The organism is Pectobacterium carotovorum (assembly GCF_900129615.1).
GTDB lineage: Bacteria > Pseudomonadota > Gammaproteobacteria > Enterobacterales > Enterobacteriaceae > Pectobacterium > Pectobacterium carotovorum.
Map to the genome: position 1 here is coordinate 88,331 of NZ_FQWI01000003.1, position 23,289 is coordinate 111,619.

Annotated in this window: 21 protein-coding genes; 8 read left to right on the top strand and 13 right to left on the bottom strand. The window is 50.6% G+C overall.

Annotation, left to right across the window (positions count from 1 at the left end):
* Window positions 1-26 precede the first annotated feature (26 nt).
* The 3 genes from BUB06_RS07460 to BUB06_RS07470 form a co-directional block, all read right to left on the bottom strand.
* Entirely contained in the window at window positions 27-440 is a 414-nt protein-coding gene (locus BUB06_RS07460; protein ID WP_039472100.1) for a GNAT family N-acetyltransferase, read from the bottom strand.
* Between the two features lie 572 nt (window positions 441-1,012).
* Window positions 1,013-1,279: a bacteriocin immunity protein gene (locus BUB06_RS07465; RefSeq protein ID WP_039472102.1), complete on the bottom strand. Its 267-nt coding sequence runs from the start codon at window positions 1,277-1,279 to the stop codon at window positions 1,013-1,015.
* Window positions 1,276-3,087 carry an S-type pyocin domain-containing protein gene (locus BUB06_RS07470; protein WP_039472105.1) on the bottom strand — a complete coding sequence of 604 codons (1,812 nt, stop codon included), beginning with the start codon at window positions 3,085-3,087 and terminating at the stop codon, window positions 1,276-1,278. The genes BUB06_RS07465 and BUB06_RS07470 overlap by 4 nt, the downstream gene beginning before the upstream one ends.
* Window positions 3,088-3,464: 377 nt before the next feature.
* Here BUB06_RS07470 and BUB06_RS07475 point away from each other — a divergent pair, with 377 nt between their 5' ends.
* The 4 genes from BUB06_RS07475 to fhuE all read left to right on the top strand — a co-directional run bounded on the left by BUB06_RS07475 (window position 3,465) and on the right by fhuE (window position 8,958).
* Complete coding sequence (locus BUB06_RS07475) at window positions 3,465-4,358, top strand: LysR family transcriptional regulator (protein ID WP_039472107.1); 894 nt, start codon at window positions 3,465-3,467, stop codon at window positions 4,356-4,358.
* Window positions 4,359-4,446: 88 nt separating this feature from the next.
* Entirely contained in the window at window positions 4,447-5,607 is a 1,161-nt protein-coding gene (locus BUB06_RS07480; RefSeq protein ID WP_039472108.1) for a pyridoxal phosphate-dependent aminotransferase, read from the top strand.
* Complete coding sequence (locus BUB06_RS07485) at window positions 5,604-6,530, top strand: AEC family transporter (protein ID WP_039472110.1); 927 nt, start codon at window positions 5,604-5,606, stop codon at window positions 6,528-6,530. Before BUB06_RS07480 ends, BUB06_RS07485 begins: the two co-directional genes overlap by 4 nt.
* 208 nt (window positions 6,531-6,738) lie before the next feature.
* Entirely contained in the window at window positions 6,739-8,958 is a 2,220-nt protein-coding gene (gene fhuE, locus BUB06_RS07490; protein ID WP_039472112.1) for a ferric-rhodotorulic acid/ferric-coprogen receptor FhuE, read from the top strand.
* Between the two features lie 104 nt (window positions 8,959-9,062).
* Here the strand turns inward: fhuE and BUB06_RS07495 are convergent, their stop codons facing one another.
* On the bottom strand, window positions 9,063-10,412 hold the full coding sequence (locus tag BUB06_RS07495; protein WP_039472113.1) for an enolase C-terminal domain-like protein: 1,350 nt from the start codon (window positions 10,410-10,412) through the stop codon (window positions 9,063-9,065).
* Window positions 10,405-11,751: an MFS transporter gene (locus tag BUB06_RS07500; RefSeq protein ID WP_010301931.1), complete on the bottom strand. Its 1,347-nt coding sequence runs from the start codon at window positions 11,749-11,751 to the stop codon at window positions 10,405-10,407. Before BUB06_RS07500 ends, BUB06_RS07495 begins: the two co-directional genes overlap by 8 nt.
* Before the next feature lie 281 nt (window positions 11,752-12,032).
* Here BUB06_RS07500 and BUB06_RS07505 point away from each other — a divergent pair, with 281 nt between their 5' ends.
* Window positions 12,033-12,782 carry an AAA family ATPase gene (locus BUB06_RS07505; protein WP_039472115.1) on the top strand — a complete coding sequence of 250 codons (750 nt, stop codon included), beginning with the start codon at window positions 12,033-12,035 and terminating at the stop codon, window positions 12,780-12,782.
* 12 nt (window positions 12,783-12,794) lie between these two features.
* Here the strand turns inward: BUB06_RS07505 and BUB06_RS07510 are convergent, their stop codons facing one another.
* From BUB06_RS07510 to BUB06_RS07530, 5 genes are all read right to left on the bottom strand, one after another.
* On the bottom strand, window positions 12,795-13,364 hold the full coding sequence (locus BUB06_RS07510; RefSeq protein WP_010301933.1) for a fimbrial protein: 570 nt from the start codon (window positions 13,362-13,364) through the stop codon (window positions 12,795-12,797).
* A gap of 27 nt (window positions 13,365-13,391) precedes the next feature.
* Entirely contained in the window at window positions 13,392-14,426 is a 1,035-nt protein-coding gene (locus BUB06_RS07515; RefSeq protein WP_010301938.1) for a hypothetical protein, read from the bottom strand.
* Between the two features lie 17 nt (window positions 14,427-14,443).
* A complete protein-coding gene (locus BUB06_RS07520) occupies window positions 14,444-15,193 on the bottom strand; it encodes a fimbrial biogenesis chaperone (protein ID WP_039472118.1) in 750 nt (249 codons plus the stop codon).
* 37 nt (window positions 15,194-15,230) lie between these two features.
* Window positions 15,231-17,729, bottom strand: a complete 2,499-nt coding sequence (locus tag BUB06_RS07525) for a fimbria/pilus outer membrane usher protein (RefSeq protein ID WP_010301944.1) — start codon at window positions 17,727-17,729, stop codon at window positions 15,231-15,233.
* A gap of 149 nt (window positions 17,730-17,878) precedes the next feature.
* A complete protein-coding gene (locus tag BUB06_RS07530) occupies window positions 17,879-18,427 on the bottom strand; it encodes a fimbrial protein (protein WP_039472120.1) in 549 nt (182 codons plus the stop codon).
* 710 nt (window positions 18,428-19,137) lie between these two features.
* On the opposite strand from BUB06_RS07530, the gene BUB06_RS07535 reads away from it, so the two are divergent.
* A complete protein-coding gene (locus tag BUB06_RS07535; protein ID WP_039472122.1) occupies window positions 19,138-19,911 on the top strand; it encodes a winged helix-turn-helix domain-containing protein in 774 nt (257 codons plus the stop codon).
* Between the two features lie 199 nt (window positions 19,912-20,110).
* A complete protein-coding gene (locus BUB06_RS22250; RefSeq protein ID WP_236689854.1) occupies window positions 20,111-20,368 on the top strand; it encodes a FidL in 258 nt (85 codons plus the stop codon).
* A gap of 59 nt (window positions 20,369-20,427) precedes the next feature.
* On the opposite strand, the gene BUB06_RS07545 is transcribed toward BUB06_RS22250, so the two are convergent.
* Complete coding sequence (locus BUB06_RS07545; protein ID WP_039472126.1) at window positions 20,428-21,000, bottom strand: TetR/AcrR family transcriptional regulator; 573 nt, start codon at window positions 20,998-21,000, stop codon at window positions 20,428-20,430.
* A gap of 93 nt (window positions 21,001-21,093) precedes the next feature.
* Between BUB06_RS07545 and BUB06_RS07550 the strand changes: the two genes are divergently transcribed.
* Window positions 21,094-21,987, top strand: a complete 894-nt coding sequence (locus BUB06_RS07550) for an ABC transporter six-transmembrane domain-containing protein (RefSeq protein WP_039472128.1) — start codon at window positions 21,094-21,096, stop codon at window positions 21,985-21,987.
* A gap of 89 nt (window positions 21,988-22,076) precedes the next feature.
* On the opposite strand, the gene cueP is transcribed toward BUB06_RS07550, so the two are convergent.
* Window positions 22,077-22,628 carry a copper-binding periplasmic metallochaperone CueP gene (gene cueP / locus BUB06_RS07555; protein ID WP_175552157.1) on the bottom strand — a complete coding sequence of 184 codons (552 nt, stop codon included), beginning with the start codon at window positions 22,626-22,628 and terminating at the stop codon, window positions 22,077-22,079.
* Between the two features lie 215 nt (window positions 22,629-22,843).
* The gene (locus BUB06_RS07560; protein WP_236689855.1) at window positions 22,844-23,275 is read right to left on the bottom strand and encodes a VOC family protein; all 432 of its coding nucleotides are present in this window, start codon (window positions 23,273-23,275) and stop codon (window positions 22,844-22,846) included.
* Window positions 23,276-23,289: the final 14 nt, after the last annotated feature.

Below are 23,289 nucleotides of genomic sequence, written 5' to 3' on the forward strand. Positions count from 1 at the left end.
GCCCTCCTTAATAGGCCGGAATTAATTCAGCGGATCAATTTAGCTAAATAATGTCGAGTATGCTTGTGCGCATATCCCGGTAGGTTCCCATATTCTTTGTAGCCCAACTTTTCGTAAAACCCTTTAGCCTGAAATCCGAATGTATCCACATAAGCCAGATGGCAACCACGCTTTAATGCTTCTTTTTCAGCAGCCTGCATGAGTTGGCGGCCAAGTCCACTTTTACGATATTTCTCGCTGACCCAAAGATATTGAACTTCTAATGCACCCCACCAGGTTCTGGAGATTAACCCTGCGATAATATTATTTTCATCGTCTTTGAAATTTAAAAAGAGAGGGAAAATATCAACAGTTTCGTACTGTTCATTGTGTTTCCAAAGGCTTGCTATTACAAATTCTTCTTCATCCGAATCTGGTGTGTTAGTAATATGTAGATTCATTACAATAAAACCTCATTATTAGCACGCTAAATTATACTTCCAATGTGAATGCTTCTTTATCATATCAAATGTATTTAGGCAAGAGTGAATTTCACTCGTTCTTAGGTGGCTATATTACTCTATGATAAACAGCATAATCTGATAGGCATTGATTGTATTTTGATGACAATCAGAAAGTAAGCACGTATTTGCCTCACCAGGGAAAATACCAGATTATTTATAATAAAAATGTATGTTGTATCAAAAATATGTTTTTCATGAATGCGTTAATTTTTTATAATTTTTTTGAAATTGGATGCCGACTAAAACGAGAGAGAGCGTGATAAATCTGATCTAATCCTGAATTGGCGGCTTCCAGACATTTACCTTCACTGCTCAAATATCACCCCTTTTCCAGTCACGGGTTTATCCCACGCTGATTATCCAGAATCCTAAAGATTACCATGACTTCCGCTGTTGTGAGCGCCTGTACCTTGTGCGCTAATAGCAATTTTCGAGCTAAATTGTAGGAAGACGTTAAGATCATCAGCCTGCAATCTCTTCCCCCACGGGTTGCAGACGCAAAAAATAAATCACTTCGAGTCTTTGAATAATGGAAGGCCTTGGGATTTCCGCCAACGTTTTACAAATTTAACAATCTCTTCAGGGGTCCCATCATTGTCATCCTCTGGATAATAAATAACACCATTACCATCTGGATGCCCCACTAGTTTTTCAAAATGGCTAACCCATTTATGATGTTCTTCCTCGGAAGAAGAATTCACTTCAACAATATCTCTAACAAATTGAAGGAAATCCTTTTCAGTATAATCATTTAGCGTGAACTTTATTATTGTCATGAACTCTCCTTGGAATGGATCGTGATATGTCTTTTAGGTGTGGCAATCGACATATTGTCAATATCGTAAACTCCACCACCATCAACTATTCGTATTTTATGGTGAATTTCAAACACAGTCCTTCTCCCAGACTGTTCTTTCGGCACAGCGTAAGGCGAACGACCTTTTTTAATTAGTGCTTTATTAGCAGGCGAAAACTGCACCATTAATTCAGGACACTCTGCCACGGCTAACCAAAACGCCTCCCTGAAATCATCAAAACGTTCAAATTTCTGCCCTCTCAGTTTATCCGCAACCTGAGTGGGCACTGGCGCACCTAATCCTGAGCTGGCAGCTTCCAGCCATTTACCTTCACTACTCAATACCTCACCTTTTCCTGTCACGGTTCCGGGCTTATCCCGCCCTGATTGTAGATAAACATAGATCGGCTTTATCTCTGAACCATCAGGAAACACCAAGATCCAGTCATTAAAATCATGCTCATCTGGCACAGGAAACGGTGGCGTTGTAGTTTCCGTTTCATCTTCTGGGATAGGATAGATCAGGATGGTAGGTTGATCGATAGGGTTGACCGGACTTCCTGTATGCGCAACAGGCTCTGACCCCTCTGGCTTTTCTGGTGTCCATGTGATGGTCGGGCCATCCAGACCGGGCGCGGGTGTGAAAGTATAGCCCTGAATCTTTGCATCCCACACCATATTGGCAACACGAACGCCTTCATACGGCGTTCCTTCCCCCGTATGAACACCATAGACCTGCATTTTTCCATGAATATCAGGACGCCAGAAAAAACGAACACGCGTCGTTGCTGTTTCACCAGCCCAGCCTTTACGTCGCAATTCATCTTCCAGCCAATGTTCGTCTCGCCCCGGCACCTTATCACTGCCTTCCCCCGCAGACGGGATATAGAGCGCGGAGGCTAATGCGCCAATATATGGCACACTTCTTGCCGCACTCAGCACGCCACCTAGAGACCATTCTCCCCAGACTTGTGTCATGACTCCCGTCGCGGCCAGTAAGCCGACATCTGCACTGGCGACAGGCTCTTTCTGTTTTTCTGCGACTACCGAGTCAATAAGCGGTTTGGCAATGGGGACTGAGGAACGCGTTTTGTCATCAGCAGCGACCAACAAATCAAACAGGGTCTTATACCAGGGTTCTTGTGGAAGAGGTTTGGGAGGAGGTGGCTTGGGTGAAGGTGTTGCGGTTTCTGATACCGCTGTTTTCTTCTTCGTCGCCTGTGCATGTTGCACAACTTCATGCGTATTACTTGCAGAATGATAATCATAGCCACAGCAATCGTCTTGTTCGGGCTGGGCAAACAGCACCATGTCCCCGAAATTTTTGACCGGCTCTTTTTCCGTCCTTGCATGAATACAACCTTTATCCTGTAAACAATATTTGGCGTAAACAGGAGGAACGGTCAGCATTGGTGTTAATGCCAACAATGGCGCACGGGTTAATGCAGCTTGTTTCGCGCATTCCTGAACAGGAGAACGATGTGGGGTATCACCAATGATGACGTTGCCACTGCCGGAGATAATGACCCCGCCGCAATTGATGCTATCGCCAATACGCGTAGCGGGCTTGCCATTAATGATAACAGTCGATGAACCTTCGGCGATTTTTCGGGAATGAACACCATGGGGTGCATTGGGACAAGGGCAACCGTGCAGCAGAACGGTATCGCCTTTACGAGCAGCGGGCTGACCATTAATGATAACGTCAGGACTGCCTTCGGTTATCGGGGTTTCGGGGAAGCAGTCATGACCACTTCCGATATCGTTAAGACGGGCAGCACCCGGCATCGTCATTTTCCTTTGACAGTAAACCATTCCTTTTGATGGCTAAATATTGGGCGTTTTTTATGGGGGATTCAATATCGAAACCGCTATCAGGCTTGGATACTGACGTTGTTAACTAGATTTTTATTTAGATTCAGCTCTTCCTCTCAGAGAATTCATCTAATTATTTGAAGGTTATATACGATATAGAATTTGATGTTTGCCGATGATCCGCATTGTGTCGATTATCCCCATTATAATTCTGTGCTGGGTTATCATCATGATTAGAATCCTAAAGGCGATGACTGCTTGCGCTATTGTGTATTCTTACTTACCCCTATCATGTCAGAAGTTTTTGGTGCTTTTTTTATCCTGTTTGCCTCTGTCGGAGAGCCGCTCTGATGTCGTTAAAAGCCTTACGCACATTGGTCGCGATTGCTCAGTATGGATCGTTTGCCCGTGCGGCTGAAGCCGTATGCCTGACGCAATCTGCCGTCAGCCTGCATGTCCGCAGCCTGGAAGAAGACTTCAAGGTGTCGCTTTTCGATCGCTCACGTCGCATCCCAGTACTCACCGAAGCCGGACATCGCGCAGTGGAGCAGGCGCGGGATATCCTTGCGCAGTATGACGGCATTGCCGCCGAGTTAGGCGAGGGTGGGGAACTGGCCGGACGCCTGAGAATTGGCGCGATCCAGACCGCACTGGCTGGCGTTTTGCCCGCCGCGCTGGCCGCATTGCGTCGCGCTCATCCACGCCTGCGTGTTCTGGTGAATTCGGGGATGTCGGCGGAGCTGGCAATTCGCATTGATGCTGGCGAACTGGACGCCGCTGTGACCACCGAGCCGGTAAAACCTTATCCAACCGGTCTGGTGAGCACGCCACTGTATCAGGAAGGATTCTGGATCGTTGCCCCACCGGCGCTGGCGTCTCTGGATGCCAGACAGCTCCTGCAAGATCGTCCTTTCATTCGCTTCGATCGTCGTGCCTGGGCTGGGCGAACTATCGATCGCGAGCTGCGCCGCCAGCGTCTGCGGGTACAAACCGATATGGAGCTGGACAGTCAGGACGCGATTATTCAGATGGTCGCCAGTGGGCTTGGCGTAGCGGTGATTCCACTGTCCGAGCGGGAGAAGAACCGTTTGGATAATCTGGTCTGTATCCCCTTCGGCGAACCTCAGCAGCAGCGTCGTGTTGTGCTGCTGGAGCGCGAAGACCGCCCGGCAACGCGACTTGCTGCGGCGCTGGCGGAAGCGATTCGAACACAGTCTGGTGACGATGTCATTCATGAGAAATAATTGAGTTAACGTCGATTTAATCTCGTTTTTTTCTCATCAGAAGTCCCGCTATGGTAGTGCCAGTTTCTTCACTTTCAGGTACTGACTCATGGTGTCCACTTCGCAGTCCATTTCCCCTCCGCTATCACCGATTTTGCAAATGGCTCGGCGAGCCGCAGCGCGACGAGCCGAAGGGCATGATGTTATCGATCTGACATTAGGTGAGCCTGATTTCAGCGCGCCTGAGCATGTGATTAGTGCGGCGCACGAGGCACTCGCACAGCCGTTGACCTATTCACCGGCGAATGGTCTACCGCGCTTACGTCAGGCGATTCGGGCGCGGTTGCAGCAGGATCGTTGGCTAACGTATGGCGATGATCAGATTGCCGTTGGGTGTGGTGCAAAGCAGATTATCTTCAATGCGTTCCTCGCCACGCTACGGCCAGGGGATGAGGTCATCATTCCTGCACCCTATTGGGCAAGCTACCCCGACATGGTGCGGATGTTTGGTGGCGTGCCGATTATCCTGCCAACGGAAACGCGGAACGGGTTTCGGCTGGAACTAAAATCCCTTGCGGCAGCGCTGAGTGACCGTACACGCTGGCTGGTACTTAATGCGCCGGGAAATCCGTCGGGTGCCACTTATGAGCCAGCGGCGTTGCTGGCCTTTACGGAAATTCTTCGTCAGCATCCTCAGGTGCGTGTGCTCTCGGACGATATCTATGCGCACATCCGCTTTGGTTCGGAGCCTTATGCCACGCTGGCGACTGTGGCAGAGGATATGAGAGAGCGTACGCTCTTGGTTGATGGCGTTTCCAAAGCGTATGCCATGACGGGTTGGCGCGTGGGGTGGGGCTGCGGTTCGGCGGAACTGGTTCGGGCGATCACATCGATACAATCGCAGAACTGTACGCAGACCAGCACGCTCAGCCAATTGGCGGCTATCGCTGCGTTGGAAGGGCCGCAGGATGGGTTGGCAGAACGAGCGGTAATCTATCGGCAGCGGCGCGACGCGGCGTTGACGGAGTTACGCCGTAGCCCACGTATCGACGTGATGACGCCCGATGGGGCGTTTTACCTGTTGCCGAAAATTCTCGGTGTGCGTGACGATAATGCGTTGGCATTGCGCCTGCTTGATGCGGGCGTCGCGACGGTTCCGGGAAGCGCATTTGGTGTTCCGGGTCACCTGCGTGTGTCTTTCGCTACCGATTTGGCGGTTTTAGTCAAAGGGTGCAGACGGATTGTTACCGTGCTGGAGGCAAGCGAATGATCGTCTCGCTCCTGCTGGCGCTGTTGCCTATCGCGCTACTGATCGTGTTGGGCTCGTGGTTACGTCAGCGTGCTTTTCTGACGGCGGCATTTTGGCCACAGGCTGAAAGGCTGGGTTATTACCTTCTGCTTCCCGCACTATTTCTACATGGGCTGGCGACAGCGCGTCTGGATGGCGTGCCGGTAGCAGCGATGATCCTGACGCTGGTGTGCTCGACGCTGGCTGTCGCTGTCGGACTAGTCGCAGTACGTCGCTGCTTTCCCGTTGATGATGCGGCGTTTACCTCGATATTTCAGGGCGGCGTCCGTTTTAATAACTACGTTGGCGTGTCTGCCGCTGCCGGGCTATTTGGTGCACACGGTGTGGCACTTGCTGCCGTTGCGAACGCGGCGATTGTGCCGACGGTCAATATTCTCTGTGTCTTGATTTTCGCCCGCTACGGCAATGCCGGGACGCCGTCATTCAAGAATATCGTGAGGCTGCTGGCGCTAAACCCGCTGGTGGTGGCCTGTGCCATCGGCATTACTTTGCAGATTACCGGGTTAGGGTTGCCGCCGGGGATTGAGCCGGTAATGAAATCATTGGGACAGGCGTCGCTGCCGCTCGGGCTGCTGTGCGTGGGCGCGGCGCTGGATTTCTCTGCCGCGCGCAGCTGGCTGCGTCCTGTAGTGATTGCATCATGCGCGAAATTTATTGCGATGCCGCTGGTGACGATCGTCGCCTGCCACCTCTTTGGTCTGTCTGGCCCAGCGGCGATTGCTGCACTGCTGTTTCAGGCGCTGCCGACGGCATCGTCGTCTTACATCATGGCTCGTCAACTGGGGGGGGATGCGCCATTGATGGCGGGCATCATTGCGGTTCAGACACTGGTGGCGGGCATTGCGCTGCCGATTGCCGTCCTTGGGCTGAGCGGACTGTTATAAATTCCTCGAATGTTCTTTTTGTAACAATGCCTTGCTAACGATGTGGTGATTTGTTCTTTTCTATCTATTTGTATTTTAAATGAATTAATCCTTGCGTTGAAATGACAATAATAATGCGTATAGTTATCATTTACTTTTCTGTGCAAATGTTGACAAGAAACGCCTCAGCATCTCGCCAAAATCACCATCAGTTAACCGAGGATATACCATGTCTTTTAGAGTTACTCGCGCCGAAAAAACGCGCGTTTGTGATTCTTCGCTGGCCGGAGTAAAACCATTCGGAGTCTCTCTTCTTGCCCTGTTGATCTCAGCCTCTTTCCTGCCTGCTCAGGCCACTGCCGAAGAAAATCCCGCTTCAGGCGATACGCTTGTCGTTAGCGCTAATGCCAATGCCAACGCCAACGCGGAAGCCAGCGATCCGCAGGATTACAGCGTGAAAGTGACTAACGCCGGAACGAAGATGACGCTGACGCCGCGTGATATCCCACAGTCGGTGAGCGTCATCAGCCAGCAGCGTATCGAAGATCAGGGCCTGCAGACGATTGGTGAGGTGATGGCGAACACGACGGGTGTGTCTTCTAAAATTATTGACTCCGAACGTGTGACGTATTTCGCGCGTGGCTTCCGCATCACTAACTACCTGTTCGACGATATTCCAACGGTGGTGAATGAAATTTGGGATTTTGGTGATTCAGGCTCAGACACGGCGATTTACGATCGTATTGAGGTGGTGCGTGGGGCGACTGGGTTAATGACCGGAACGGGCAACCCTTCTGCCGCGGTAAACATGGTGCGCAAGCATGCGGATAGCCGCGAGTTCAAAGGCTCGGTATCCGGCAGTTACGGTTCGTGGGATAAACAGCGGATGGTGACCGATCTGTCTGCGCCGCTGACGGAATCCGGTAATGTGCGTGGACGCGTCATTGCGGGCTATCAGGATAATGACACCTGGCTCGACCGTTACCACAACCGTAAAAAATTCCTCTACGGCGTGATCGATGCCGATGTGACCGATTCGACGACGCTCTCCCTCGGTTATGATTATCAGGAAGCCAATACCGATAGCCCAACGTGGGGCGGATTGCCGACGTGGTTCACTGACGGCAGCCGTACGCATTTCGGACGTAGTTTTAACTCTGCACCTAACTGGAGCTACTCCGATAAAACATCGAGAAAAGTGTTTGCCGATCTAACCCAGCGTTTTGATAACGGCTGGCAAGTACGCATGAATGGTACGCATGCAGAAAACGACTTTGACTCCAAACTGATGTATGCCAATGGGTTCCCAGATAAAGATACCGGAATACTGGTTGATCCGTTCGGCAGTAATGTCGGTGCTTATGGTGGATGGAATAAGGGAACACGTAAGGTTGATGCGATTGATACCTATGCTTCCGGCCCGTTCGAGCTACTGGGACGCCAGCATGAGTTGGTGATAGGCGGCAGCTACAATCGACAGCGCAGCCAGTTCTATAACTCGCAATCGACGATCAGCTCGGCAGACATGGGTAATTACTATAACTGGAATGGCAATATTGCCGATCCAGCCTGGGGTGCTTGGGCAGATTATGAACACTCAACCACGCGTCAAAAATCACTCTATACCTCGGCGCGTTTCTCTCTGGCCGATCCGCTGCATCTGATTGCAGGCGCGCGTTATACCGACTGGAGCATCATTGGTTCGACGGGTGACACCAGCAATAATCGCGTCACGCCTTATGTGGGTCTGGTGTATGACATCAACGATACCTGGTCGACGTACGCCAGCTATACCGATATCTTCCAGCCGCAAACGCAAAAAGATATTAATAAAAAATACTTGTCTCCGACTACGGGCAAAAACTACGAAACTGGTGTTAAAGGGGACTGGTATAACAGCCGCCTGACCGCGTCGGTATCCGTTTTCCGTATTGAACAGGATAATGTGGGACAGTCAACGGGAATCGCAATTCCCGGCGGCGGTGGCGAATTTGCCTACCGTTCAGTTGATGGTGTCGTCAGCAAGGGTATTGAGTTTGAAGTGAACGGTGCGGTGACGGACAACCTGCAAATGACGTTTGGCGGTTCGCGCTATGTTGTTGACGATCAGGACGGTCAGTCGGTTAACCCAGAACAGCCGCGCACGTCGTTCAAGCTGTTTACCCGCTACCAGTTGCCAATGGTGCCGGATTTAACCGTTGGCGGCGGCGTGAACTGGCAAAATGGCATCTGGCAGGAAGGTTCTGGCCCGCAAAACACCACGCTGCGTGCCGAGCAGGGCAGCTATGCGCTGGTTAACCTGTTTGGCCGCTATCAGGTGACCAAACAGCTGGCGGTACAGGCGAATATCAACAACCTGTTTGATAAAGAGTATAGCGACTACCTTGCGCCTTATGCCGTGTATGGCACGCCGCGCAGCGTCTCGATGACCGTCAACTATGCTTTTTGACGATCAGCGCTTTCTGACGAGCAACGCTTTCTGACGATCGATAATGTCGTCTAAATCTTAAGTAAAACATCATCCCCCGCCGACAGCATCGGCGGGGGATTTTCTCAACGAACCAGCGATGGCCGTTTGGCGTTAAACGACCAGTTGGGAATTAAAAACTGCATACCGAGCGCGTCGTTACGGTTTTTATCCGGGAGTGAGAGATAAAGCCGGTGCGCCTCCTCCACCCGTTTCCTGTTCAGCGTAATCCCTAATCCCGGCCCTTCAGGCAAGTGTAAATGGCCTTTTTCAATTCGCGGGGCTTCATGGGTGAGCTGCTGCCCATCCTGCCATATCCAGTGGGTATCAAACGGCGTGATGCGTTCGCCCGGTGCGGCGGCACCCAGATGAGCCACCATGGCGAGCGAGATATCGAAATGGTTGTTGGAATGGCAACCCGTGGTTAACCCCCATTCGTGGCACAGCTGCGCCACGGTATTGGCATGGCGCATGGTCCAGAAGTGCGGATCGGCCAGCGGAATATCGATGGCGTTCAACTGGATCGCGTGATTAAGCTGGCGCCAGTCGTTAGCAATCATATTGGTTGCTACGGGAATGTTGGTGGCGCGTCGGAATTCGGCTAGGGTTTCCCGGCCGGAATAGCCGTTCTCTGCGCCGCACGGATCTTCCAGATACGGTATTTGCCCCTGTAGCTCTCCCCCCATGCGTATCGATTCATCCAGAGACCAACTGGCGTTGGGATCCACGGTAACCCGCGAGCCAGGGAAGTGGCGCAACAGCGCTTTTACTGTCTCAACCTCTTTTTCGCCGTGATGCACGCCGCCCTTGAGTTTGAAATCGTTAAAACCATAAAGATCGCTGGCGGCTTCCGCCAGACGAATCACGCCGTCGTCGTCCATGGCTGCCTGATGGCGCAGATAAAACCAGTCGTGTTTTCCGGTTTCGCCGGGCAGGTAATTCATATCGGTTTTTGTGCGGTCGGCAATGTAAAAAAGGTATCCCAGAATCGGAATCGACTCGCGCTGCTTACCGCTGGCCAGCAATTCTGCAACCTGAAGGTTTAAGAACTGCCCGGTCAGATCCAGCAGCGCGGCTTCCGTCGCGGCTACCGCATTATAAAATTTCTCTGGGTTCATCTGTGGAATGTGAATCGCGGTGTTGTCGCTCTGTCCGCTACTCAGATTGCGCTTATCGCTTTTAAACAGCGTGCTCAGCGTGGTGTTCAACTTGAGCAGCGTTGTTCCCTCCACCTGCGGGATGAAATCGTTGAGCACCGCGAGCGTGCTGGAATGGCAGGGACATTCCCCTACGCCGGTATTGCCCGCGCTGTCTGTCAGCGTCACCAGAATTCGGGTGAAGTAGCAGTTGTGCGCACCGCCAATATTCAAAAGCATGCTGTCATATCCGGCGACCGGAATGACTTCCATTTTTTTAATGATAGGGCTGTCAGACATTTCGATGCTCCATAGGTTTGAATGAACTGGGCGGCGTGGCGTGTGTGCTACGCAGCAATAAGAACAGACCGGTGACGACGGAAACTGCGGTCAGCGAATAGAGCCCGCCCGTTGTGCTGCCGGTTTTTAATTCCAGATAGCCAAAGACGGTAGGCGCGACGAAGCCCCCGAGGTTGCCGATGGAGTTGATCAGGGCGATCCCCGGTGCGACGATGGATGCAGGAAGGTTGCCCTGCGGCATGGGCCAGAAGAAAGTGGCGCTGACCTTTGAGCCAATGCAGGCGACGATCATGGCGAGGAAGCCGAACCACGGCGATCCGATCGTCGCCATAAACGTGCCGCAGGCGGCAATCAGCATGGCGACGCCTAGCGCTTTAGGTAAATGCTGGCGATGTTTGTCGCTGAATTTGCTGACAAGGTTGATGGCGATAATGGCGCACAGCCAAGGGATGGCGGTAAGCAGCCCGATACCGAAACTGCTGAACCCCTGAATACGTTGGATAATCTGCGGGAGCCAGAACACCAGCGTGTAACCCGTCATGGTCATGGTAAAGAAGATGGCGCAGTAGAACAGTGTTCTGCGGTCCGTCAGTAAGCGCAGTTTTCCGGTATTTTCCTGCTGTGCATCGCGCTCTATTTCTTCCTGCTGTAGCTGTTGCTCCAAAGCCTGCTTTTCTTCTGCGCTGAGCCAGCGGGCTTTATCTGGGCTGGAGACCAGTACGAAAGCCGCCAGAATCCCGACCAGAATCGACCCCGCGCCTTCTAAAAACATCACCCATTTCCAGCCTGCAATGCCGAGAAAATCATGCATCATCAGGATGGCTCCGGTAATCGGGCCGGAGAAGAGAAACGCCCCCGCGCTGGCACTGAGGATCAGCGCCGTTGCCCGGCCGCGCCAGGCGTTAGGCACCCAGAGCCGGAAGTAATAGAGCACTCCGGGGAAGAAACCCGCTTCGGCTACGCCGAGCAAAAAGCGCAAGACATAAAACTGGATCGGGCTGGTGACAAAGCCCGTCGCGACCACGACGGCTCCCCAGGTAATCATGATGCGAGTCAGCCACACTCGTGCCCCGAATTTCTTCATCATCAGGTTGCTGGGCACTTCAAACAGCGCATAGCCGATAAAGAAAAGCCCTGCGCCAAGACCAAATGCCGCCGCGCTGATGCCGGCATCGGTCTGGAGTTCTGCTTTTATAAATCCGATGTTTGATCTATCTATTTGATTAATAATCAACATAACGGCCAGCATCGGGATAATACGCTTGAAGAATTTGGCAATGGCCGAGGCGAGATGCGCCTCTCTGGTGTGGGCAGATGATACGGTTGTTGTCGTTGTCATTTTTACACCTTGCGTAGGTAGGTTACGAAAGTGTTATAGAAAATGAGTGAAAGGAATAACCATGTGCAGATGCCCAGCATGCGTTGGGCTACTCCACAGTGGCGGCGAAAATGAAGGCGGCCAGCGCAATTAGGAAAAAGTGAGGAAATATCACGTCTGCGACGGCGATCACAGCCTGACGGGGGATAAATATCAGGCATTGACGCTTTTTATTCGTTTGCTAAGGTAATGGAAAAAACACGCCACTCACTCATCATCATTACCCGTCAGGAAGACAGAGAATGATCTCAACGCAATACATCAGCCGAATCGCGCTGGTTCACGAAAAGGTGGATTCATTCGAGGCCTATCCGTTTTCTATTCCGTCGATTCGCTCGCTGGATAAGCTGGAACTGCACCCGAAAGTCACTTTTTTTATCGGCGAAAATGGCGCGGGAAAATCCACTCTGTTAGAAGCCATTGCCGTTTCGATGGGGTTCAACCCGGAAGGCGGTACCCGAAATTTCAATTTCGGCACCCGTACGTCGCATTCCAGACTGTCGGGTTTCTTGCGGGTGGCGAAAGGCATCAAGAAACCTAAAAACGGTTTCTTCTTACGTGCTGAAAGCTTTTTCAATGTTGCGACGGAAATTGAGCGTCTGGATAGCGAACCGGGTTTTGATCCGCCGGTGATTAACTCCTATGGCGGGCATTCGCTGCATGAACAATCCCACGGTGAATCTTTCATGGCGCTGTTGCTCAATCGGTTTGGTAAAGAGGGCATTTATCTGCTCGACGAACCGGAAGCCGCGCTGTCACCCAGCAGGCAATTAACTGCGATCGCCCGCATGCACGACCTCATCCGTGAAGGATCGCAGTTTGTTATCGCGACCCACTCTCCGATTCTGATGGCGTATCCCGATGCCACGATCTTTCAGTTCGGTGAAGACGGAATACAGCAGGTCGCGTATGAGGACACGGAACATTACCAGATCACGCGTGCTTTCCTGAATAACCCTGAGCGCATGCTACGTGAGCTGATGGCAGACTAGGGATTAACATCGCTATAAATAGCTCAACGTAAAATTCGCCGTTGCCATGAAATCGCCGGATTGAATCAGATCGTCGCGTATCTTTTCGATGCGGGCGGAAAAGGGAATGGTGTTGTCTCCGCTTTGCAGCACAATGCTGTCCGTGCTGCTGTTGATGCCGACCAGTTTGTTAGCATGATAAATGCCAACCGCGATGCCTTTGGCACCGGATGGCGTATCCAGCGCCAGCCGCTTGGGCAAGAGCGGTTCTTCTTTGCCTGAAAAACGGATAGTGACGTTTTGGTAGGTATCCAGATTGCAGTCCGTGAGGTTAATCGTGAAGTCATGCCAGTCACCGTAGCGATTGGCTTTTAAATAGCGGTTAGAGACTTCACTCATGTCCACCACAATCGCCTTGCTCTCCGTACTCACATTACAGGCGGCGTTGACGACTAAAACGCGGAAGGTCACTTCGCGATCGTCCAGCGTTGTCATCTGCTGCGCGAAGGATGCACCTGAATGCAGCGCGATGAGGCCAACTGTGAAGACGAGTAAGGGGCCGCGCGACCTGATTTTCGCTACCGTATTGCTGTGTTTTATCATCGTTGCGATCTCGCGTAGGAAGACGGATTAATGATAATTAAACCGTAGGATAATATTTTTCTCGGTATCGCCTATCACTGCGGGGCCGGAGGCGTAGAGCCGAGCCGTATAGCGCCGTTCAACCTGACCGCTCGATGCCGTCAGGCCGTCAACCAGACCGATGAACTGGTTAAACGGCACGTTATTGCCGCTGCGCGTATCTTCGATCTTCAGCGTCGCGCCATTTCCCATGTTCATGCCGTCTACCCCGACGAGTGAATGTCCCCGTGAAGAGGCATCAAAGTTGATGTCCAGATCGAATCCCTTGCCGCAGTCTTCTCCACCGTCAGTCGATACGTTGATGTGGAATTCCGTTTGCGCCAGTGCGTTGGCCTCCGTACCCGACCACGCTCGGACCGTACCAAAATCGACATAGCTATCGGGCGAGACGTTGATCTTCGCGGCGCACTGCATAATGTCGATGCCGTGTAGCCCTGACAGAGTTAAACCATAGTTGCTGTCAGGTTTGTTATTGATGCCCCCTTCTCCGTCGATTTGGAAGACGCGTAACGAATCCACGCCTGTCGTGGCGTCGGTGATATTTCCCGTTTTTTCGAGATAGAGCTGCACCGTGACATTCAGCATGGTCGGGTTGGCGGGCGGCGTTGAACCTCTGGGGCCCGGTGCGATCCATTTTCCCGTAGATACGCGGGATGCGGTAGTGCCGCCATTGGTAATCACACCGAGGTCCTGGCCGTTATAGATGATGCCAATGCCAACGCCCTGACTGATGACCCTGCCTTCGGGGTTGGGATAGAAATAGGACATCTCACCCTGCGGGCGCACGGATTTATACGCCCAGCAGGCCAGATTGCGGGTATAGGGTTTTGACGTCCACAGACGGCTGCCGATAGGCAAGGTCGCGGGGATCTTTAGCGTACCGATATCCTCATAGTCGTTTACTGGGCCAGTCACTGTGCCCAGTCGGCATTCCAGCGCGCTGGCGTTAAACGCCGTTAAGCTGAACAAGAGCGATGCGCAGAGGGCGACAGTGCGATGTTGACGAGCAGCTAACCAAGACATGGCGGGTTCCCTGTAGCTTATTTACGGATGACGGGCTGGCACTGGTTTTGTGCGCAGGTAAAAGGCAACTCCAGATGGCCGCCGTAGTCGTTGACGTAATACAGATAGAAGCGTTCGACCGCGCCGTCATTCACCTCAACCGACAGCGTTGAGCGTGGCGCGACCATAAAGGCTTTGCCCTTCAGCAGGCTGGTGGGGGTGGTGCGTGTCGTTTTGGGCTGTTTCAGGATGCCGCTGACCGTGATGTAGTACGGCGTGGGGTTTTCGACCTGAAAGGTGTTTCCCGTTTTTCGGACAATCAGTTTTTCCTGCCAGATTTCGTCTTTGGCTGGCTTTACGCCACGGGGGCGGAAGAACACCTTAATTTCAGACTGAATGGCGATCTGTAATACGTTAGGTTTGTCCGTCTTGGGGGGAATTTCCCGGACGTTAAGGTAAAACAGCGATTCGCGGTCGGTTGGCAATTGGCTGATTTGTTCGGTCTTGACCAAGCGGATCAGGCTATATCCTTTTGCTTCGATGCGCTGTAACGGTGGCAGCACCATCAGCGGTGTTGTCACTTTATTATGCTGGTCGTCCGTCAGCCAGGACTGCGCCAGAAACGGATTCTCTGCGTTTTGATTCATCAACATGACCGTCGCGGATTGCTCCTCATCGTTAAAAATAACGCGGGTGCGATCGAGGCTCAGGGCGCTATAGGCTGAGGGCATCAAAAACAGGCAGCCGATGAGGAACCCTGCTGCGCGTTGATAAACGGTGTGCTTCATAACGTACTCTCCAGATTTTTCTATTGCTTTTCGCCGCTTATTTACAGGGAAGCAGCAGTGCATCAAGGTGATTTAAGGTCGGGGGCAGGGTGATGACACACTGTGTTCTCCCCTCCCAGATGACGGACAGCGTTTCGTCAGGCGATACGCCGGTGATGTAGGCCTGCCCGCCGTTGGTGATCATGGCGATATCGCGACCTTTCTTGTTTTTGATCTGAGCGGCGAACGGGGGATTTTTGCCATCAGCCAGTGCAACGTTCGCCATGATTTTTGCCCCGCTTACCACGTCGAATTTGCGGTAGCCGATTGCGCCTTCTGTCAGCGTGCCCTGAACGACCGTTGTCACTGCTTCAATGTCTGACGGTAATTTCTGTACATCAATACGGGTCGACACATCGTAGTAGCTGCTGGTGCCAGCAATCACGGCAAGACCATAGCGGTTAGTCTCGACCTGGCTGCCAGAAAACGGCACGCCTGCTTGCTCCGTGTCGACCATGATACGGGTGCCGCCCTGATTGCCTTTCGGGTGTGCTGCGACGCCGTGGCGGGTTGCGGTAATCCCGCCGCGCAGTGAGCCGTTCAGGTAGGTGTAGCGATCCTGCTGCCAGGCGACGCCTACGGTGGCATCTGTCATGGGCGCCAGATGGGTATAGTTGCCGCTCAGGTAAGTCTTCTCTTTGCTGTCGTGCCGGGTGCTCAGGTTCCAGGTCCGACGCGGATCGGCGTTATTGGAGTAGGTCAGCGCTTGATTGCTGCCGTCGTTGTAGCGCCCCATGCTGTAGCTCAGGCGATCCTTCTCTCCGAGTGGAATAGAAAAGCTCAGGTACAGGCTGTCATCGGTACGGCGGTTGAATTCGGTGCGGTAGGCCGATAAATTCGCGGCAATACCTTTAAATGCACCGATATCAAGGTACTTGTTGAGTGAAATCCCGTAGCGATCCTGTTGCGTTTCATTCCAGTAGGTTTGGCGCGTATACGTGACGTAGGTCGATAGCCCACTCAGCACGGAGGATGATTCCTGCGTCGCGAAGTTTTTTGACAGCGTAATGGTGTAGCGCTCTTTTTCATTGCGATAGCGGCTATCAAGGTCCAGCGCATAGAGATACTGCGCCATGCTCATGTAGGTCTTCTCTGAAAAGCGGTAACCCGCAAAACTGATCTGGCTATCGATCGAGTTGAAGTATTTAGACCAGTTGAGCGAAAAAGCATGCCCCATTTGCGACGAGTACGGTGCTGGTAGCGTGGCGCGTGACTGCGTGACGTCAGCGGACAGCGCGCCCAGCAGGTAGAGGTTTTTCCCGATGCCCGCAGACCAGGACTGATAGCCATCGGATAAAATAGTGCCGCCGTACACCGACCACGCATTGGATAATCCCCATGAGGCTTCGGCGGCAGAAAAGGCCGGGCCTTGCAGACGATGGTTGGTATTCGAGGGCTTACCAGCGGCGAGTTTGTACTGCACGTGTCCCGGTCGAGTCAGGTAAGGCAGGTTGGCCGATTCGGTCTGGAATGTTGTTACCGTACCGTCTTCTTCCGTCACGCGGACATCCAGCGTCCCGCTGACGCCGTTTTTCATATCCTGAATGGCAAAGGGGCCGGCAGGCACGGTGGTTTCATAAATCAGCCTGCCATTTTGCGTGACGGTCACCGTCGCGTTTGATTTGGCGACGCCGCGAATTTCGGGCGCGTAGCCACGCAGCGAAGGGGGAAGCATGTTCTCGTTATTGGCTAATGAGATGCCGGTAAAGCGATAGCTATCAAACAGGTTGCTGCTGAAATACATTTCCCCCAGTTTGAGATCGGCTGAAAGCGTTGGCAGCGGACGATAGGCGTAAAACTGATCCCACGAGAAACGATCGCGATTCGAGTTGCGCGATTTTTGCAGAAAATAGCGGTAATCGGCACGGTAACGCCAGGCACCCTGATTGAATCCGGCCGTGCCGTAGCTGCTGAGATAGTGTGATGTGCCTTTGCCGTTGGTATCACGGCGTACGTTCCCGACGAGGTTGTAGTCCAGTAGCGCACCGCCGATACCATGATCCCATTGCTCGGGCGGAATCCAGTTGCGATCGCTATACATCAGCCATGCTTGAGGAATCGTAATATTCAGCGCTCCCATGCCTATCTGGTTAGAGATTTTAACGCCAGCAATGGGGGTCAGATCGACGCACGCGCCGTTATTCCATAATTCGATTTTGTCGCGTGCTTCTTTTTTTAGCGCCAGTTTATCGACGAGTTCAGGCGGAAGGCAGGCCGTTGGGCGGGAGCGATTATTGCCTTCCGGCAGATAGTTAACGATCAACTGCTGTATTTCACGCGAGTTCACCTTTAGGGATAAAAGATAAGCGCCGGGTGTGACGTATTCGGGATCGGAAAAATGGCTAAGATCAATGTCACTACGATCGTCGACATCCAGTACGTTAACGTTAAATTCCGTTGCACTGAGCGATGTCGTATTCAAAGAAAAAATAAAAATACCGCCGCGAAATAACGCAGGTTTTATTTTTTCTTTGAACGTAATATTCTTCATTGCCATAGGAATAGATACTTGAATAGATGCCGCATTGTGGTTATTCATGCATATCAATCGATATGGGGAATAATGTAGGTATAGGGGAGGAGGCCTCCCCATTTGATTGCCTATACCCTGTTGTTAGCGCAACGAATGGTTAGCGCAACGGAATTTTATTGATAGGACACAACAAAATTAGCCGTGCTGGCGAAGGAACCTGTCGTGATTACTGGCGATTCCCCTTCCTGTGGCGTTGGGAGTTTTGCGACATAAGATGTGAAGGAGAAAATATTATCTCCATTTGCCAGCGGTGTAGCGGGAACGGCTGGCGTGATTCCGTCGAATTTAATTTTTTCACCGACTCGCTCTACGGCAATCCCTGCACCGGTTGCACTGCCGTTTAATGCCAGCAGTTGATTATTGGTACCCGATGCTACGCCGCCGGAGAAAACAATTTTGGCGCTGGTTGCCGTATCCAGGCTGCAATCTTTTAATGTGATATCAAACGGCTTAATTTCTGAGGTGCCACCGTTTTCCAGCACGGTTTTGCTGATTTCGCCAAACTCGATCGTTTGATGCAGATCGTCCTGAGATACTGAGCAAGGCGTATCAATAATTTTTCCCTTAAATGTCACCGAGCCATTATGTGAATCTGCGGCATGTGCGCCGACAGAAAAAATGACGGAGATAAGGGATGCCAGGGTGATTTTTGATAATTTCATATTGTGCTCTCTCTGTGGGTTACTTTGTTTAAAAGTGAATGTTGAAACGTGAACGCTACTCTCATGACTGCTCAGCGCATTCATGCATAATGAGTAATGCCTTCTCTTTTGTAATGTCTCTGTTGATTGACTAGCAGTTTGCCGGTTTTTCACGTGGTGAATATATTTACCCGCTTGCTCAGTCGATTACTCTGGAACGAGGTGAATGGTAATGGTGAGTGGTTTTGTGGTCAAATATATTGCTTTAAATATATTTATTTAGTTTTTATTTTTTAAATTTATATTTATTTAGGTTTTTATTCTGTTTTTGGGTTTTGATGTTCTAATGAGACATAATGGGCTATAAATATAATTGTCGAGATAATTTATTTTAATTCAATGTCTTATTTGTTATTTGCTATCGTCTAGGGTGAGATGTGAGTAAATATTCACTGCTTTATAAAAATAATGAAATGTCTTTTTATTTATATAGAGGTTAAATAAAAGGTAAATAATCTTTGACAATAAATAGGTAAGTTTTTATCCTTGCCTGAGATAGAGCCTGTGATATTGCATATATAATTTATTTTGTTTTTATAGATAACGTATTTTTTGTCATGGGATAGTGAATTTAAGACTATTCCATATATTTTATCATCATAAGTGATGTATCTATCAGGCTGATTATAACAAATGAATAGCGCTTCTTAATCTTGATGGAGAAAGTACGTATGGTTTATTTGATTAATGATTTAATCATTTTTAATGAGGGAGACGGAACACTTGCATGGATAGAACGTGAAAACGAAGCCATCTCTTTGAGCCTTCCTATTTCTCGATTGCTCTGTTTGTTCATTGAGAATCCAGGGGTAACGCTAAGCCGTGAGTTTTTGTTAAAAGAGGCTCTGGAAAAGCACGCACTTTGCCCTTCTCTTAATAATCTAAACAACTATTTATCTCTGCTAAGGAAGGTATTACGCGAATTCGACCTTGCGGATTCGATAGTGACCATTCCCAAACTAGGTATTATTTTTAACGCGGAAAGCATTGTTTCCTATCCAACAGTGGATGGGGGACAGGAAGAGAAAGAAGCGCTAAATCAGGGCGGCGAGAAGAACGTTGAAGAAGAGGTTTACGAAGAAAAAAAGCCGTTTTCTATAAAACACCGCGCCATATCTGAGCCAGTAAAAAAACAGCAATACATCAAGTACCTTCTCATCTGGGCTGCGGTAGTGGGGGTTTTCCTGCTCGCGCTGGGGAGCTCAAATCGTTTCCCGCATCGACACCTTGTTGACGTTAAGATGAGCGGGAAATGCGATCTTTTCTATTTATATGATAGCGTTGGCTATCCCCTCCCGACCGACTATGAAAGCCTGTGTTCAGATAACACATTGTTCTTCCTGTCGAAAAAAATTGTTATATCTGGAATGCTGGATAAGAAAAGCGAAATCGTTATTTCCTGCAAGAAGGATGGGAAGGGATGTGTAACTTATGTTAATAATTAAAGTCAGGAAGAAAATTTTTTTCACTATATTGGTGCTTTTTATTTCATTTACGCTGGGAACCGTTTTTTATTTAAAAAGCAATTTATACAGCAAGCCGCTGGTCTGTCAGGCTGAGGTAAAGCGCTACGTAGAAGATCAACAAATCAGAAAGGAATATGACGTCTATTTTTATCTCAATAAACAAAACAGGGCGCTAGTGTTGGTCAACGGTTTTTACATCGGTGAAGACGGCGTACCCCTAACGATTCGGCGCACGTTCAGCTTTGATTCAGTGTGGGAAGGGAACCGTCTGGTGGTGAACAATATCGTGATGAATAAGAACATCAATGATAACGCACCCGATGAGGCGATCCCCATCCTGGCTGAAAATGATGTCATCCAGTTCGAAATGTTGACGAAGCATGCTTATCTGATTAGTACCGTCCAATCAAAAATGGCCTGTAATATCCGCGATTAATGCGTGTTGGAACGGCGTGTACACATTAATCGCAATTCTGGGCGTGCTGCTCATGCGTTTCACAACACGCGTTGTATGAAATCATCAATATCTTCAGTTGCTTGCTGAAATTCAGCAGGCGTAGGGTTAATAATCAGATGGTCAGAGTAGCCGTTTAACAGCGCGCCTAGCTGGCGGGAAACGCGCTGGGTATCGGTATTTTTGAAGGCACCGGACGCGATGCCCGATGCAATAATCTCTTCCAGTAAGGCAAACCATTTCTCTGTCATCACATGGGCGAGTTCTGCGTAGGCGCTATTGTGAACGGCCAACTGCCATAGCGATCCATAAAGATTCCAGATGACGTCGGTGGTATCCGGTAGGTAATTCTTCACCAGCGCATGCAGTTTTTCTTTCGGCGTCAACGTGGCGATTTCTGCCGCGACGTCTTCCAAATCTGCCTGCATGAATGCCGTTAGCGCCTCAATCGATAGCGTTTGCCAGTCAGGGAAGTAGTGATAAAGATGGCTGCGCGAGATACCAACGTGTTCCGCCAGTTCGCGCGTTGTGACTTTCTCTATACCTTTCTCAATAAACAGCTCGATTGCGCCATCAAGGATTTTGTCTTTTAGCGCTGTCGTTGTCTCTTTCATTACTGTCCCCGCGTTGACTTTGAGCAAGTGCTCAAATACAATTTTTTACTCTTGAGCAACCGCTCAAGTATAACTCTGTTAAATACGATTCTCATGCAAACCCATAATATCAGCGAACCGGTCAAGGTTTCGCATAGTGCCGCTGTCACCCTTAAAAAACTCGGAAAGCTGCATGGCAAAAAACTGATTCTCACCCTGCTACTGGTGGTGGCGGAGAATGTGACTTATCTGCTTTATCCCCTGATGGCGGGCTTCGCCATTAACGCGATTCTGAATAGCCAACCTTGGCACGCGGTGCTGTATGCGCTGATGGTGTTTATTATGTGGGCGATTGGCGCGGCGCGGCGCAGCGTGGATACCCGCACGTTCGCCCGTATTTATGCTGCGCTGGCTGTACCGGTGATTCTGGCGCAGAGAAAAGAAAACCATAACCACTCAACCATTGCGGCGCGCGTGGCGCTCTCACGCGAGTTCGTGGATTTTTTTGAAATCCACCTTCCGGTACTGATCACGTCGCTGGCGTCGATCATCGGTGCGGCCGTGATGTTGCTGGTGATTGAGTCCTGGGCGGGCGTGGCCTGCATCGTCATTCTGCTGTTTTTTGCGTTGTTCCTGCCAAGCTACACGCGAAAGAATGAAGCCTTGTTTGGCAAATTAAATAACCGTCTGGAAAAAGAGGTTGGCTTTGTCAGCAGCGCGACCGCGGCTTCATTGACCAAGCATTACCATGTGCTGGCTGGGCTGCGCATTCGCCTGTCGGATCGTGAGGCGCTGGGCTATCTGGCTATTGGTGCCGCCGCCGCCGTCCTGTTTTCACTGACGATTGTGTATATGACGCTTAATGGCGGAACCAATGCGGGGCATATCTATTCGGTGATGACCTACATGTGGATGTTTGCCATGAGTCTGGACGACGCGCCCGGCCTGTTAGAAAAATACTCGCAGCTAAAAGATATCGGTAAGCGCGTGGATACGGGCGTGGTGTAAGAGAAGCGCGGGGCGATGAAGTTCCCCCGTTGAATAGAAACCCAGCGATATAGCTGGGTTTCTGAATCCGTGTTCGCGACGGCTTTCTTCTACGCCTCTTTCAATGGCAATGTCGTCATGCAGGTCTGACTGTCGTCATAGGTTGCAAACGGTGAGCTTGCCACACGACCCTGATAGGTGACGTTAATCGTTCCTTCAATATTGCGCGGTAACCATACGCCGACAAAGCCGTTCTGGTGGCTGTTTAGGGTTTTTTGCACGATAACGTTACCGGTTTTATCCGTGATTTTTACGTCAAACGCGGTATTGGCGAGCTCGCCCTGACACCCAGATAAACTGTGGTTAAAGCAGGGATGGGTTTGCTGAATATAAGGGGCGAATGAAAGATAGAATTTATTTCCCAGCGGATAGCTATACTGCTGCTGCCTATCGGATAATTTCAGTTCTTTGCTGGTAATCGACGCGCTGTAGGGCAACGGTCTTGCCTGCGGCGATTGATCGATCGTATCGACGATCTGCTCGACGCTTTTCCCCGCCAGCCCTTGTTTAGCCAGAAACGCGTTGGCGTCAGTCGCTGCGGCGAAAATTGGCCCACTCAACGTCAGCGCGAGCAGTGCCGCCATCATCTTTATCTTCATCATCATTTCCCCTCAATAGAGTCATTAGCTTGGAATCACAACTTATGACGTTACACCTTCCCCCTACGGGAAGGTCAAAAGGTGGGAAGTATAGAAAGGTAAATTAATGCATTTACTGATTTTTTATTGATTTTGGTCAATTTTAAATCAGAGTAAATGGCGGTGATATCAGCGCCATTATTGATATGGCTCATGAGTCAGGTGTTCTTAAGTCTCGTTTACTGACCTGACCAGTAAAACTCTATGCGGATCCCGCTTGGCTCATAGCACATCATATGCATTGCCGGGCCACCGCTAACCAAAGCGGGCATGAATTCAATGTTGATGTTATGCGCTGATAATTTCTCAGCGATCTCAAACAGCGTCGCTTTGCTATCAACCTTAATGGCAAGATGATGCAAGCCGACATGACTTTTTCGATCAAACTGAACCGGCTCGCTGGTTTGTGCCTGCCAAAGTGTGAGCATTATCGTTCCATCGCTGACAAAAATGGCGGGATAATCCTCTTTTCGTTTTACCTCTTTCCAGCCCAGAAGCGTGGTAAAAAAGTGCGCGCTTTCTTCCAATGCTGATACCGTCAGACCAATATGGTGAACGCCTTGTGTGAGTGGTGAGTTCATGGTTACTTCCTCAATGAGAGATAAAGTCAATGGTGGCTGCTTGT